Raw genomic sequence first — 14,029 nt, 5'->3', positions numbered from 1 at the left:
ACGGGCTCGGGTGTGAGGGTCAGGAAACCACAGCCGGTTCGGCTTCGGGTATGGTGTCAGGAATCAATTGCCAGTATTGCTTTCTTGCTTCCTGGTGGTCGGGACTCAGGTGCATGCACATTTTGAAATGCTGCAACGCTTCGTCGCGTTTGTCTTCTTCAATGCAGATCATACCGAGTCGGTAATGTGCACCGGCACCAAACATCAGGGCATCATCATAGTCGACCGCAGTTTTGTAAACGTATTCAAACTGCTCGCGCGCCTGTTGAAGTTGACCTTCCAGCACAGCCACTTTTCCGAGAACATATCTTGGGCTCAGTAATTGAGGAAATTTTTCAAGAATCATTTCTGCCTCTTCTGCTGCACCTTTGGGGTCGGATTCAAAGCGGGCATTCATCGATTTAACCAGTTTGTCGATTTCCGGCTTGTCCTGTTTCAGGATGGCGGTTTTCTCAGCTGCCAGCGATCGTTTGGGGCGAACCGTTTCCTGCACCCTTGCATCGCGGAATTCACGACTCATTAGTTGCACGGAATCCATTATTTGCTCGCTGGAATAGTTCGGGTAGCTGACCACAGTACCGCTTGATCCGTTGAAAGATTCCAGGTCATTGGTCGCCAGCCATCCATTCTCCTGAGCTTTCTTATGAAAGGTGGTGCCCGGATGAGGAACCGAGATGGAGCACTGCCAGCTTGAAATCAGATCTTCCGAGATCAGTTTTTTGCCGTAGTCGATGGTCTTGCGATCGCCTTCAGGTGTTGACCCGGAAGCCCCGATCATGAAGGTGCCGTAAATTTCTATTCCCAGCCGTTTGGCAGAGCGTAGCAATTCGTGCAGGCGATCAGCTTTGGTTTTGCGTCCAATACTCTTCCCGGTTGCCTCGTCGATGGTTTCAATGCCCAGTCGCAGTTTGTAATAACCGGCTTTTTTGATCATCTCGAGAATTTCTTCATCGATGCGTTGATGGTTAGCCATCGCTTCATAGCGCAGGTCGTTATTCCCGGAATCAATCAGTGCCTGACAAAACGACATGATGTCCTTTTTGCGGATGATGTGGGTTTCTTCGTTGAACCAGCAACCCTCCATCTCGGGATACTTGCGGCGCAGGTTTTCTATTTCGGCTACGATGCGTTGCGGGCTACGAAACCGCCAGTTCTCTTTTTCATAGTAAACCGTACCCGCTACACAGAAATCGCAGGTGTACGGGCAGCCGCGGGAAGCGTGGACTTCAATTTCGCGATATTTGGTCCAGCGGTGTCCACCACAATAGCTGTAGTCGATGCGTCGGATATCCTCGTCTTCCGGATCGGGTAGTGAATCGATGTCCAATACCTTGCGATAGCTGTTTGGATAAACACCGGAAATGGTTTTGGGGTCCAATCCATTCAGAATGTCAACCACTGCATATTCGAACTCGCCGATGCACGCATAATCCATTCCGTCTGCAATGACACTTTCCGGAAAGGCTGTCGGGTACTGGCCTGTGATGATCACCCGTGTTCCGTACTTGGCTTTCATGGCCTTTGCAATACGCAGGCTTTCTTTATAGGTCACTGTATCGACTTCGAAGATCAGCCAGTCTGGTTTTTCCTGGTCCAGATACTGAATATAATCCTCCGCCGTGAAACGCAGGTATGTGCCGTCGATCAGTTTGACGTAGTCGTCAGGGAATTCCCGTTTGAGGAGGGTGCTCAGATAGGCAAGCTCATACGGGTAATAGATGAATACCGGATAGCCCTGGAACATACTGGTCCAGCGACTTGGAAATGGACAGACGTAACGATCACCGGGAAATCTTCCCGGAGGCTGACAAACGAGGATTTTCATATCGAGTCCTGACCTGCGGGGGAATTATTCCGCCACTAAGTCCCTTTAAATTAATTATAAACAAAAGAGTCTACCCTAAAGGGTAATTCAGTATCTTTTCGGATTTTTTCAGAAAAATCTTGAGGAAAAGGGATTTTTAGAAAATTATAGGGAGCGAAGCAGGTCGCGTGCTGCCCGGTGCCCGGGATGAAACGTCAGGCACTTTCTAACCATTTGTTTTTGCTTGTTTTTTGGCGATAAGAGTGCCAGCCGGTACCATACGCTGCCCAGAATGGAGCGATCCTTGAATGATGTGGTAAAGCCCTCAAACATATTGCGGGCTTCCCTTTTTTGACCTTGCCGTTCAAGCGTTGAAGCCACGGCATAAGCCAGGCGCTCGTTTTCAGGGTCCCGACTCAGGCAATGGTGGAGAGTCTCGATTTCCGGTTTCCGGTCTTTTTCAAGTTTAGCCAGGTTGAGAGCAGCAACCACCCTTATCCAGCCCTCGCCTGAAGTCTTGCCATTTTGTTTCCAGGCGGACTGGTAAAAAGTTCTGGCAGTTTCATCATCGCCATTTTGTTCCAGTCGTTTGCCATCCAGTTCCAGTTGAGAGGCCACCAGATGAGCCAGGGTTTCGTTGGTACGGTCCCTTTTAAAATATTTATTCAGAGTTTCCAGTTCAGGCCGAATTTCAGCATCCATTTTAGCGATCGCAAGGGCAACCCGGGTACGCAACCACTCTTCTCCTGAGTGTGGACCGGTTTGGGATTCGCGCCAGATTTTTGTATACAGCTTGCGGGCTTTGCTGACTTTTCCGCATGCCACGAGGCTGTCGGCCAAAGGCAGTAAAAACGGTAAATGCCCCGGTAGGTTTTCCGCTACTGATTGAAAAGGTTCCACAGCTTCAGCATGCAGGCCTCTATGCTGGTAAATAAGGCCCTGCAGGAAAATCGCTTCTGGACAATCGCCAAAAAGCGACAATTCTTCTTCGACCAGCGCCTGGGCCCGATCTGCGTCATCAGCGTCCAGCGCCAGTTTAGCCTCCAGCAATTGAGCGTGAGGGTGATCCGGGATCAGTTTTTTCAATGACTCAAATGGAAAGTCTGTAGAAAGTCCAAACAGCGGGTTTTTAAAAAGGGAAGTCTCCAGCCCGGTGCCATATAAATCCAGGTACTCCAGAAGGTGGGCCGCGGCGGTGTCTGCTTTCCCTTCCTTATGAGCATGATTTGCAAGGGTGAGTCGCATTGCAGGATGGCCGGGTACGGTCTCGGCAAATTGATTGGGATCAAAAACAAAGGTGGACGATTGCTGTTTGCGGTCATTGGGAATGCCTTGATCATCGAACAGAGATGCGGCGCGTCTGGGTTCATGGCAAAACCGGACCAGAGGTTCGAGAACCCTGGACCAGTGAAAACCTTTTTTGACCTCCTGAATATTCCTGCGCAGTATTTCCATTTCAGCCGGATTATTCATCATCCACTCAATGGATTTCGCAAGTTCTCTCTCGTTTCCGAAAGGTACGACGCGTCCCAGTTTTTTTTGTTCAATGAGAGCACTTTGTGTGTTGCCGGGATTGGTCAGGATGGGCAGGTTGCCCCAGAGATAGTCGAGCACCCGGATGCGGAATGAAAAATGGTTTTCAATGTGATCGTAAAAGGTAGACACTCCGGCATCGGATTCTGTCAGGTACCTGTCGTGTTCTTCGTAGGGCACCCAGTCTGAAAAAATAAAAACATTTTGCTCGAACATTTTTTTCTGTTTGGAAAACTTAACCACTTCCTGGTAAGCGTCGGGTAATTTCCCCCATACCGGGTGTTTGCTTCCAGTGAAGATCAGTTTGAGTTTCGGGTATTTTCTCTTGAGCCGGGCGACTGCTTTAAGCGGTGTCATGGCATCAAACCAGTTGGCAAGCGACCCTCCCCATAACAGGATGAAATCCTCGGCACCGACATTGGGTAACTGCCCTCGAAATAACGGTTGTCCCTTCCGCGGTTCATGGTCAGGAATTCCAAAAGGAGCCACATCGATCAGCGATCGAAATTTGGGGTCGTGCTTGTAGTCGTCCGGGCGCAGGCGACCCAGCATGGTGAGTTGGCCGAGATAGAAGTCACGGCCCCGCTCAGTCGGTGCCAGAAAAAAATCGGCAGAGTTTAATAGCCGCGCGGTCCGGGAGATGGTGTTGCCGAAGCGTTCGCATTTTTCCTGTGCATGAAAAATATCAAGGGGCATCCCTTCCAGATTTTCAAAGTATTCAGGGACCAGCAGGTCTGCCGCCACCGGTTTGTTGTGTCGCTTTGCCACTGGCAATACAGACAGGGCGATGGCATAAATCGAATCGGCCCACTTTACATGGGGGGAAAGTGTCGAGGGTTTTTCGTAAATGATTTGCTTGATTGGAAAAGGTTCGTTGTGCGCCGTGACCTTGAATGGTGTGAGCAGGCGTACTTCAAAATGCCGGGACAACTCCCGGGCGACTTCCAATTGACGTACACCCAGCCCGCCGATTTTCCCTGTTACCGGTTCGGTGGCAAAAACCGCCACGCATTTTCTAGACCGGGACATTGCTTTCCTCCCAAACCGTTTGCATTTCCTGTGCGGCATAGTGGTAGGGGTTACGTCGGATACACTCTTTTAAACAGCGTTCACGTTCTTCCCCTTCAGATAACCGGGCAAGACGAAACCAGGCGCTGGCTTGCAGGGTGTCGGTTTGCATTTGACTGGTCAAAAGTTGAAACAGGTTGCGCGCCTGATCGGCTTGTCCTTCACGTTCCAGTGCAGATGCATGCGCGTAAACCAGGGCTGTATTGTCCGGGGCCTTATGACAGAAGTCCCCGAGACTGGCCGATTCCGGATTGACGATTGATCCGATGCGGGCCAGTCCCACAGCCGCCTGGGCGCGGAATCCGTCTTCATTTTTTTCCGTAGCCCCTTCCCATACCTGCAGGAAGCGTTTTCGAGCCGAAGCAGGTTCTGTGAGACGCTCATAACAGTCGGCCTGTTCCAGACGGAGGTCCCAGCGTTCAGGAGCGTCGACAATGGCATTCTGGAAATGGTCGATGGCCTTGCGGAATTCGCCGGAAGCTTTTTCTAGACGGCCAAGAACCTGTGTGGTTTCGGTGGAGGATCCGAACAGTTTGATTTCATCTTTGATCAGGAACCGTGCTTCCTCGAGTTCTCCGAGAACAATTTTTTGACCTGCCAGCATCAGGCGAATGTGTTTTAACTTTGGATGATGCGCGACCACCCACTCGAACATGGAGGCGGACTGTCGGTGCAGGCCAAAGCGGCTGCACAGTTCTCCCAGAAAAATTCGTCCATCCCGATCAGAAGGATTCAGGTTAACCAGCTTGCGGCATTCCGTGAGGGCTTTCAGTTCCCGTCCACGTGCAAGATCGGTATCCGAAATGCCCGGCATGTGACGACCCTGGGTCAGTCGTTCCATCAAGCCGCATTTTTCCATCCAGGTCAGTTTGAGTGGGTCCTGCTTGGGCGTCGTGGAATTTTTCAGGCTATATATCGGGTAACGTGCCAGCACGGTTTTAATGAGTTCGTATTCGAGGCCGGTGATTTCTTTCAGGAGTGTCGGGTCGAAGTCCGGATAGGCCTGAACCAGATAGGTTGGCTTGTGCCGGATCAATCCACCAATGATGGAATCAAAAATAGGTTCGAGTCCAGAATTCAGCCACGGGCCCATGGCGTAATAGACATAAGAGTCTGCAGCCGGGCAATCAGAATAATGATAAAGCTGGGTGAAATTGCCCCAGACGTAAAGGCGCCCCTCTTCTTTGCCTTGAAAGCGCATCAACCTCTTCAACAGTTTTCCAAGATAAGGCAGGTAAATCAGCTGTTCAAACTTCCCGTAGGTTGCGAGTGTTTCTTTGTCCTGCGGCTTCAGGTAATAGGGAAGTTGCCGTTTGACCGTGAACAATAAAGTGACGGCCCAGGCGGAAATGATCAGGGTACCCAGCCAGCCACCCAATTCAATCAATTGGGCGAGGCCAAGCCCCGTGGCTATGGTCAATATTGCGATGAGTGGCGTGTAATGGTACCGGGTGAAGGCGCGTTGGGCCATCAGTACGAACAGGGTCATTCCGGTGAGAACCGCCAGCCAGTGACCTTGCGGTGCTACGATTGCTCCTGCCAGCGCGGGAAGTCCCAGCAGCCACACCGGCAAGGTTTCGGCACCGATCAATTTTAGATCACCCAACATCCGGGGCAACATGGGGTCGCGTTGCGCGGTGCGCAGGGTGGCGATCATGCGTGACTTGATTTGTCCCAGTGATTCAACATCGAGAAATCCCCGTGCGGCATCGAAGGCTGTGGAGGCTGCGACAACCAGTCCTGCTGCCATAAAGGCGTTGAACGTAGGCTCTGCTCCCTGCTCCAGCCACATCAGAATCAGGAAAGCCGGTACGTAGACCGCGGTGGTGAGTTTTCCCACGATCATCAGTCCCCAGGCCAGGCCCGCGAATACGGCGTAGGCCGGGTCGAGCAGGGCAAGCCAGAATCCGGTCAATAAAAATGGCAGGTAACAGGGCTCAGTGTTGAAGGACTCCGCTTCCAGAGAGGGCGAAGTGAGGAAAAAGGCTGAAAGCAATCCTGCGATAAACCCTACCCAGAAATTGCCGGATAAAGTGAAGACCAGTCCATAGGTCACGATTGATGTGATGACATTATGCGCCGCAATGAAAAGCCGGACCCGCATCGGGCCTCCCTCGGGCTTGCCATAGATGCGATCGATCAACTGCAGACGCCAGATCGGGTAAAGAAAAAGGAACGCGTCTCGCTTCCACTTAAGACCGCGATGCCGGAATCGTGCGATGTAGGTGTAGGTCGCCATATCCTCGTCCAGCGGGAACCGCAAATGCGGCCAACGCAAGACAAAAACGGCGGCAGCGATCAGGATGGGGAATACGAGGTGCAGGGTATTCATGCAGTCACAATGCAGGCCGGGTGCCGACAAAAAAACAGGAGACCCGATAATTAATCAGAAGTGCTTTTTGGAACTTGCCCACTAGCTTTTTCGGATTCCGCCGGGGATATCTTGAGTACGGGAAAAATGCAGGTGGCGGAATGCCGGGATGGATTTGAAAACATTGCAGATACAGGGCTATACCCACCACAGCAGTATAAAGAACCCGGCCATGCGGGTCAACTGTTTGAAACGGTTACTCCTTCTTGCAATCTCTATCTGGATTGGCGACAATACCGCCAGTTCAATTTTTTTTAAGGATTACCATGTTACTTGAAGAGCTGAAAAAACAAACCCAGGACCTCGCCACGCGAATCGACCGCATCCGGGGGTTTCTTTGACGTCGATCAAAAACAGCAGGAAATCGCCTCTCTGGACGAGCAAATCGCCGCTCCCAACTTCTGGGATGACAACACCGTAGCCCAGAAAACTCAACAGCGTCGTTCGACATTGCGGCGCAGTGTCGAGATCTGGGAAAACCTGCATAAAGAAAACGAAGACCTCGAAACGCTGGTGACCATGTCCGAGGAGGAGGGTGACGACTCCATGCTCGACGAATGCACCGGCATGATCGAAAACCTCGAAAAAATGCTGGCCGAGGCGGAACTCAAGGCCATGCTCTCCGGAGATCAGGATTCCAACAATGCCCTGGTGTCCATCAACTCAGGCGCAGGGGGAACCGAGTCGCAGGACTGGGCCCAGATGTTGTTCCGCATGTACCTGCGCTGGGGAGAGGTGCGCGGCTACAAAACGGAAGTGCTCGACATGCAGTATGGCGAAGAGGCTGGCATCAAGAGCGCAACGGTGCATATTATTGGTGATTACGCCTACGGCTACCTGCGTTCGGAAATTGGCGTTCACCGTCTGGTTCGTATTTCCCCGTTCGATGCCAACAAACGACGACACACCTCGTTCGCTTCCGTTTTCGTTTACCCGGAAGTGGAAGACGATTTTGAAATCGACATTAAAGAAGACGATCTTAAGATCGACGTGTATCGCGCTTCGGGGCCTGGCGGGCAGGGGGTTAACACCACCGACTCTGCCGTGCGTATCACCCATAAGCCGAGCGGGATTGTGGTGCAGTGCCAGAATGAACGCTCTCAGCACAAGAACAAGGCTTCGGCCATGAAGGTGCTCAAGGCACGCCTGTTTGAAGTGGAACGTGAAAAGCAGGAAGAAGAAAAAAAGGAAATGGAGAAGCAGAAGAAAAAAATTGAATGGGGCAGTCAGATCCGCTCCTATGTTCTGCATCCTTACCGTATGGTCAAGGATCTGCGCACCGGTGTGGAAAGCGGCAACGTCGATGCGGTACTCGACGGCGACCTCGACAAGTTCATCGAGGCGTTCCTGCTGGGTGTGACCAAGGAAGGGGATTCCGGTTGAGTCCCGGGAAATTCCAACTAATAGAATGAAAACAATCCTGCAAGCCAGACTGGTCAATAATCCGTTGGGTGACCCAGGGCTTTTCGTCGAGTTTCTTTACGAAAAGCGGGCCATGCTGATCGATCTTGGAGAGATCCACCGGTTATCTCCGTCCAATTTACTCAAGGTGTCCGATGTGTTTGTCACCCACACACACATGGATCACTTTATTGGATTCGACCGCCTCCTGCGTGTGGTGTTCGGGCAGGGCAAGACCATACGCTTATACGGTCCGGTAAATTTTATCGAGAACGTTAAGGGCAAGCTCGCCGGTTTCACCTGGAACCTGGTGGATCGCTATGAAGAATCGGTCAACCTCGAAGTGACCGAGGTGCACCCGGACCGCCTGCTCAAGGCAACTTTCAGGGCGCTCGATCGTTTTGAACCATCGAATGAACACGAGGTCCCCTTTGATGGCAAAACCCTGCTCGATGAAGAAACCTTCAGGGTGGAGACGGCGATCCTGGAACACCGTGTGCCTTGTCTGGGATACGCCATGATCGAAAAACCCAGAGTCAATATTGATAAAGATAAACTCGATACGTTGAAATTGTTTCCCGGTCCCTGGCTCAGCAGGTTTAAACAGATCATTCAGGAGAACGGAGCGGCTGAAGCCGATTCGCTGGAGGTCACCATCCTCGACGAACAGGGACGGCGTAACGAGCAACGCTCGGTTGAGGAACTGAAACGCGAACTGGTGGTGACGACTGAAGGGCAAAAAATCGCCTACATTACGGACACGGTTTATAACGAGGAGAACAGTGCGCGAATCGTCGACCTCGTTCAGGGAGCCGACCGGTTTTTTTGTGAGTCACCCTTTTTAGCCGAGGAAGAAGACCGGGCGCGTGACCGTTGTCATCTGACCTCAGCGCAAGCCGGGACTCTGGCCCGCCGCGCCGCTGTGCGCAACCTGCACGTGTTTCATTTTTCTTCAAGACACACGCATCAAACCAAGCGTCTCATTCAGGAAGCCCTGGCAGCCTATCGCCAACCGCCGGTTACCACTGAATAAGTAAGCCATTTTTGTTCCCTCTTCTCCCAAGAGTGCTTTGTCTAAGGGAAAAAACTTGGCACTAAGTTTAAGTCATTGCGAGGAGCGATAGCGACGAAACAATCCAGACCACTGGATCGCCACGCTCCCTCTGGTCGCTCGCGATGACGGGTTGATGATATCAGATCGGCAGTGCTTTGATTGTCTGGTTATGCAAAGACCTTTTTCCGAAAGGCTTCTTCCTTTCACCTCTTTTGATTTTATTGGAATTACTGTGTTGGAGGTTGCCTTCCAAGATAAAGTTTTTCTGTTTCCCCTCCCCTGTTAAGGGGACGGTGCGGGAGGGGTTATGAATACAACCTCCCCTATATCCCCTCCTTTATTATTCAAGAACGCGAACAGCGATTCTTGAACAGGGGAAGAACATTGCGAATGATCAATCCATAACCACTATGGCCCTTTTCGATATCGCCATTCTCTTTGCAGCGTCCTACCTTCTGGTGATGCGGCTCCATGTGATCGTCGCCCTCGGGGAGCGTCTTGCTCTGGCCCTGTTTGCATTTTTTCTGCTCAAGGGACTCGCAATGTTTGTGCTCGTTGCCCTGGGGTCTACCGGTTTGATGGAGCAGACATTTGTCAGCGTGGTGTTTCTTGGTTTTTCCCTGGTAATCCAATTGAGCCGGTCGCGTTCCCTTGTGGATGTGGAACCCGCGAAGATAGTCATCGCTTCGCGATCCTTCAAATTGAAGGTCGCATCAGTCGTTGCCATTTTATTTGTCGCTTCCCTTGCCTCGGCACTCTGGTTTCCGGTCTCGGCACCGGATGGCATCTGGTATCAAGTCCGCGCCTGGGATTTTCTTCACGAATCGGGATTCAGCGCGACGCACACCGCCACCCAGTACCGACAATACCCGCCACTGGTCCCCTTGTTGTTTGCCTGGCTGGAGTCCGCTGACTGGTCCCTTGTGAAAGTGCTGTTTCCTCTGACGTATCTGGGGCTGGTCGTCATTATTTATTACCGGTTGCGCGAGACCACTTGCAGTGAAGAGCTGGCGGGATGGATGGCTCTGGTTTTTGCAACGACCCCGTATTTCTGGTGGCACAGTCAACTGGGCCTTCTGAATTTAATGAGCGGCGTGTTTTTTGCGCTGGGTGGATTGTACTGGTTCACGTTGGTGGCGAACTGGACGGATAGTGAAAGTGTTGAAACACCGCTGCTGCCCTGGGCTTTTGTTTCGGGGATGTCCTTCGGCGCCGCCTGCTGGGTGCGCCCGGAGTTTGTCATTTACTCAGGCATCGCGCTGGTCCTGCTCATGGAGCTGACGCATCGGTTTCCGAAGAACCAGCATCCGGATGCTGACAACGTGTTCCCCGTGTTCGCGGTTTCTGCATTGGCGTTGCCGACTCTCTGGTCCTCCGCGCTGCTGGCGGTTGTGGCCGGTGTGCACTCGACCGGCATGGCGATGATCGGCATGGTGTTCTCCGGCTGGATACTGGTGCTGCTGTGGGGTATGGGCTGGTTTCGAGGATCCGCGCGTCAATTGACAGTCCTGGTGATGGTGAGTGTGGTGGGTTTTGTCGTCCTGATGTTTACAGGGCCACAAACTTCTTTGACCCCGCTGAAAGCGTTTGCTCTCGGATTTTTCCGCACTTTCGGGTTTCAGGTGTTTTTTGCCTTTACGTTTTTACTGTGGGCTCCTGCGTTGACCGCACGATGGAGCCGGTTGGCGATGGCACAACGCTACCTGCTGTTATTGCTTGTGAGCTACCTGGTTGTCCACATGATGATGTATACCGTGCTGCCTATAAAGTCCGAGACCGCCGTGCAGTTTTTTGACAACCTGATGATCTCTCCCGGCAACGCCGTCAACAGTTCGGATACGCGCGAATACCTGGCGTGGTTTCCCCTGTTCCTGTTCTGGGTGGCCTGTCTTCCCAAAATCAAAAAGGCGTTTCGATGAGTGAGTCGGGTGACATCAAGGGATTTTTGAAAGCGGTGGTGTGGCTCAACCTCGCGACCCTGCTGGTGGTTTTTCTTGGGCCACGCCTCTGGTTCATGATTTCCCATCGAGGCATGACCCAAAGCGAGTATTCCAGAACTGCCGGTACGTATGATCTGCCTAATATTTACCGACAGTCGTTTGAACTGGCAGAAGCGATACGACTGGCAACACCAAAAGATGCCAATATATTTTTGCCGGAAGCGGGCGGACCTGCCCTGGAACCGTCGGCTTTGCTCAGGACCCTGCTGCCACGTCATCTTTTCTTTGAAAGGACAGCGGAGTATCAACGTTTTCACGGTGCAGCCCCTCTGCTGTCACGTTCCTGGCGTGTGGTGAAGGCGGATCAAAAAAAATCTTGCCGAAAAAAGGGAAGAGAACAACTCGCCGACACCGGATATTGGCTGTGCCGCATAGACCGCTAGGGCCTTGCGGTCAGCCAACGAAAAACCTTCCTACCGGAGAGGCGAAAGTGAGCATTCTCGTTCTCAGAAAGCATTAAAGTCTGATTTTGAAAAATAATTTTACACTACTGGATCTCGATCTAATAAATAAAGGTCAGGATTTTTTTCTTCAAGAAAAGTTTTAGAATAATCCCCACCAATGGTTTGCCAGTCGAAGTGGTTGAAGGAGTTTTTTGATTGATCGAAAAAGGTTTCGGCGCATCGTTGCAGAATTTTCCAAATTCCTTTGGCAGGGCCCGCCGTATTTTTTAACGTAGTGCGGGATGAAAAAATTTAACCCCGTATCAGCGCGTCGTAATCCCTGCCGCCGTAAAAAATATTGAGAATGGTGACGCTTTGATTTTTTTCATCGATTTCAAAAGCCGCGACCGCTTTTTCGTCGATGGCGACAATCCTCAGGTTTTTGCGCAGATCATCCCGCTTGTTACCCCGCAGGGGAGCGGTCCGGAGATCGAAACACTTTTCTTTTAGTCTTTCTATGTAGCGCCAGGCCACTTCGGGGAACCCGCTGGCCTCGGCGATGAAATCATAAATATTTTTAAGGTCCTGGATCGCGTCCGGGGTGAGGAAGACATCATAGCTTTTCATTTTGAGCATTCATGCGTTTCTTGTGGTGCTTTTCTATTTCTCCAAAAGCGTCTTTTATGGGCACCTGCTTACCACTTTTGGCTGAGTGTTTCAAGCGCTTGCGAATGGAAGCGATGCGTTCCTGATGTTCCTCCTCTTGTCGTTGCCACAACCGCATGGCTTCCCGAATGACTTCACTCGTAGAGCCGTAATGTCCTGCCTTCACCTGTTCTTTTATTTCATTTAACATTTCTGATGGAAGGGTGATGCTGATTTTTTCTGCTTTGTCGGTCCGCGCCATCGTCTATACCTTGTTTTTTTTATTTTAGTAGGATTTTATCCTACCAGGGTGGGAAATCACAAGCAAAACCTGAATATCGCGAATTAAGGGCCCAAAAACAGGTCGTTAAAGGTTTTAGAGTAATCCTCGCTAATGGTTTGCCAGTCAAAACGTTTGACGGAGGCCATGGCACCCTCAGAAAATGTTTGGGGTCCGCGTTGCAGGATTTTTAAAATCCCCTCTGCGATGGCATTTGGATTTTCCGGCTCGACGGTGTATCCGTTTTCTCCGTCGACGATACACTCCGGTATGCCGCCAAGCCGGGTACCGACCACCGGATTGCCGGATGCCAGGGCTTCCAGCATGACCACGGGGAATCCTTCGACCTGCCCGTTGGTGTCCTGAATTGAGGGGATGACGACCGCATCACAAACCTTGAGATAGTCGCGTACTGCTTCCTGATTTTTCTGTCCGACAAAGCGAATGCGGCTGGCCTCCTCCAGCTTTCCAGCGGCTTCTTTTAATGCGGCCTCTTCAGGACCCGATCCTACTATCACGAGAGTCGCGGCAGGGAACTGCTTCAACACCTCCGGCCAGGCTTGAAGCAGGAATCGCACGCCCTTGATGCGGCTAAGTTTGCCGACGAATAAAATGATAGGTCCCTCTTGCGGCAGGTTCAATTTCTGTTTCAGTTCAGCCGGGTCGCCGCCTTGTCGATAGTATTCAGTATGGATGCCCATGGGGGCGATGGTGGCTTTGACGGGTCGTCTCACCAGATCTTCCAGCATGCGATGATTGTTTTCGCTCACGATGTAAAGCGCATCGGTGTGTTTCAGGATGTGCCTTGCGAACCGTTTTCCCAACGGGATGCGACGGAGCAGGAAGAGTCCTGCACTGTGTACTGTTAACACGTGTTTAACATCTGGAGAATTCAGCGACCACGCGGCGACCAGTCCCTGCGGCACCATCCAGTGACTGTTGACCACATCAATGTTGAATCGCTCGACTATTCCAAGGAGGGCGCGCCGTTGGTAATAGAAAAACGACGGTACCTGTAGCCAGGCGGTCGGGTGCTCGCGCAGGTTATTGGTCATGCCCGTACCATAGGCCAGGCGCTGACTGGAGTCTGGGAAGGCGTAGCGGAAGCGGATCACCTGCATGCCGTCGAGATTCTCTTCGAGAGCAGCTCCCTCGGTGTGCGGTGCGAGTACGTGGACGTTGTGGTGTTGGGTCAGTTCGCGACCGAGGTGGTAGACAAAACGCGGCGTGAGCGGGTCGTCCGCCGATTTTGGAAAAGTTGAAGTGAAGAGCAGGATGTTTCGCATGTTACCTGAAAGGAAATTCTGTTATTTGGGTTGTTTTGCTCCCTCTCCTTTGCAAGCAGGGGGTACGGGGGAGGATGAATTAAATACCCCTCCCTGACCCTCCCCTAAAAAGGGGAGGGGAAAACCTGGAATTTCTTTGCCGAGGACATCTTTGTATAACCTGAAAATCAAAGTCCAGGGCGAGATTCTTCGCTTCATTCAGAA

The 14,029-nt window shown here is 51.7% G+C and carries 11 protein-coding genes; 5 read left to right on the top strand and 6 right to left on the bottom strand.

Annotation, left to right across the window (positions count from 1 at the left end; translation table 11 throughout):
• Positions 1-19 precede the first annotated feature (19 nt).
• The 3 genes from G3M70_03435 to G3M70_03425 form a co-directional block, all read right to left on the bottom strand.
• Positions 20-1,825 carry a radical SAM protein gene (locus tag G3M70_03435; protein QPJ60991.1) on the bottom strand — a complete coding sequence of 602 codons (1,806 nt, stop codon included), beginning with the start codon at positions 1,823-1,825 and terminating at the stop codon, positions 20-22.
• Between the two features lie 144 nt (positions 1,826-1,969).
• A complete protein-coding gene (locus tag G3M70_03430) occupies positions 1,970-4,366 on the bottom strand; it encodes a tetratricopeptide repeat protein (GenBank protein QPJ60990.1) in 2,397 nt (798 codons plus the stop codon).
• Positions 4,353-6,737: a hypothetical protein gene (locus tag G3M70_03425; GenBank protein QPJ60989.1), complete on the bottom strand. Its 2,385-nt coding sequence runs from the start codon at positions 6,735-6,737 to the stop codon at positions 4,353-4,355. The genes G3M70_03430 and G3M70_03425 overlap by 14 nt, the downstream gene beginning before the upstream one ends.
• Positions 6,738-6,848: 111 nt before the next feature.
• On the opposite strand from G3M70_03425, the gene G3M70_03420 reads away from it, so the two are divergent.
• The 5 genes from G3M70_03420 (at position 6,849) to G3M70_03400 (ending at position 11,614) form a co-directional block, all read left to right on the top strand.
• The gene (locus G3M70_03420) at positions 6,849-7,034 is read left to right on the top strand and encodes a hypothetical protein (GenBank protein QPJ60988.1); all 186 of its coding nucleotides are present in this window, start codon (positions 6,849-6,851) and stop codon (positions 7,032-7,034) included.
• An 8-nt stretch (positions 7,035-7,042) separates the two neighbouring features.
• Positions 7,043-8,159 (top strand): peptide chain release factor 2 gene (locus G3M70_03415; protein ID QPJ60987.1). Its coding sequence is split into 2 segments (ribosomal slippage): positions 7,043-7,114 and positions 7,116-8,159, totalling 1,116 coding nucleotides; the frame shifts between segments, so codons are not numbered across the junction.
• Positions 8,160-8,184: 25 nt separating this feature from the next.
• Positions 8,185-9,210, top strand: a complete 1,026-nt coding sequence (locus G3M70_03410) for a ribonuclease Z (protein ID QPJ60986.1) — start codon at positions 8,185-8,187, stop codon at positions 9,208-9,210.
• Positions 9,211-9,641: 431 nt separating this feature from the next.
• Positions 9,642-11,150 carry a hypothetical protein gene (locus G3M70_03405; protein QPJ60985.1) on the top strand — a complete coding sequence of 503 codons (1,509 nt, stop codon included), beginning with the start codon at positions 9,642-9,644 and terminating at the stop codon, positions 11,148-11,150.
• Positions 11,147-11,614, top strand: a complete 468-nt coding sequence (locus tag G3M70_03400) for a hypothetical protein (GenBank protein QPJ60984.1) — start codon at positions 11,147-11,149, stop codon at positions 11,612-11,614. The genes G3M70_03405 and G3M70_03400 overlap by 4 nt, the downstream gene beginning before the upstream one ends.
• Positions 11,615-11,926: 312 nt before the next feature.
• Here the strand turns inward: G3M70_03400 and G3M70_03395 are convergent, their stop codons facing one another.
• The 3 genes from G3M70_03395 to G3M70_03385 form a co-directional block, all read right to left on the bottom strand.
• Positions 11,927-12,241 carry a type II toxin-antitoxin system RelE/ParE family toxin gene (locus tag G3M70_03395; GenBank protein QPJ60983.1) on the bottom strand — a complete coding sequence of 105 codons (315 nt, stop codon included), beginning with the start codon at positions 12,239-12,241 and terminating at the stop codon, positions 11,927-11,929.
• The gene (locus G3M70_03390) at positions 12,228-12,521 is read right to left on the bottom strand and encodes a type II toxin-antitoxin system ParD family antitoxin (GenBank protein ID QPJ60982.1); all 294 of its coding nucleotides are present in this window, start codon (positions 12,519-12,521) and stop codon (positions 12,228-12,230) included. Before G3M70_03390 ends, G3M70_03395 begins: the two co-directional genes overlap by 14 nt.
• Positions 12,522-12,604: 83 nt before the next feature.
• On the bottom strand, positions 12,605-13,825 hold the full coding sequence (locus G3M70_03385; GenBank protein ID QPJ60981.1) for a glycosyltransferase family 4 protein: 1,221 nt from the start codon (positions 13,823-13,825) through the stop codon (positions 12,605-12,607).
• Positions 13,826-14,029: the final 204 nt, after the last annotated feature.

This window comes from Candidatus Nitronauta litoralis (genome assembly GCA_015698285.1).
In the GTDB taxonomy this organism is placed as follows: domain Bacteria; phylum Nitrospinota; class Nitrospinia; order Nitrospinales; family Nitrospinaceae; genus Nitronauta; species Nitronauta litoralis.
Note: the sequence above shows the minus strand (reverse complement) of the source record. Positions and strands in the feature narration are given on the sequence as shown.

Coding starts and splice junctions, on each gene's coding strand:
- G3M70_03435 (QPJ60991.1), bottom strand. CDS start 1,825: ATGAAAATCCTCGTTTGTCAGCCTCCGGGAAGATTTCCCGGTGATCGT.
- G3M70_03430 (QPJ60990.1), bottom strand. CDS start 4,366: ATGTCCCGGTCTAGAAAATGCGTGGCGGTTTTTGCCACCGAACCGGTA.
- G3M70_03425 (QPJ60989.1), bottom strand. CDS start 6,737: ATGAATACCCTGCACCTCGTATTCCCCATCCTGATCGCTGCCGCCGTT.
- G3M70_03410 (QPJ60986.1), top strand. CDS start 8,185: ATGAAAACAATCCTGCAAGCCAGACTGGTCAATAATCCGTTGGGTGAC.
- G3M70_03405 (QPJ60985.1), top strand. CDS start 9,642: ATGGCCCTTTTCGATATCGCCATTCTCTTTGCAGCGTCCTACCTTCTG.
- G3M70_03400 (QPJ60984.1), top strand. CDS start 11,147: ATGAGTGAGTCGGGTGACATCAAGGGATTTTTGAAAGCGGTGGTGTGG.
- G3M70_03395 (QPJ60983.1), bottom strand. CDS start 12,241: ATGAAAAGCTATGATGTCTTCCTCACCCCGGACGCGATCCAGGACCTT.
- G3M70_03390 (QPJ60982.1), bottom strand. CDS start 12,521: ATGGCGCGGACCGACAAAGCAGAAAAAATCAGCATCACCCTTCCATCA.
- G3M70_03385 (QPJ60981.1), bottom strand. CDS start 13,825: ATGCGAAACATCCTGCTCTTCACTTCAACTTTTCCAAAATCGGCGGAC.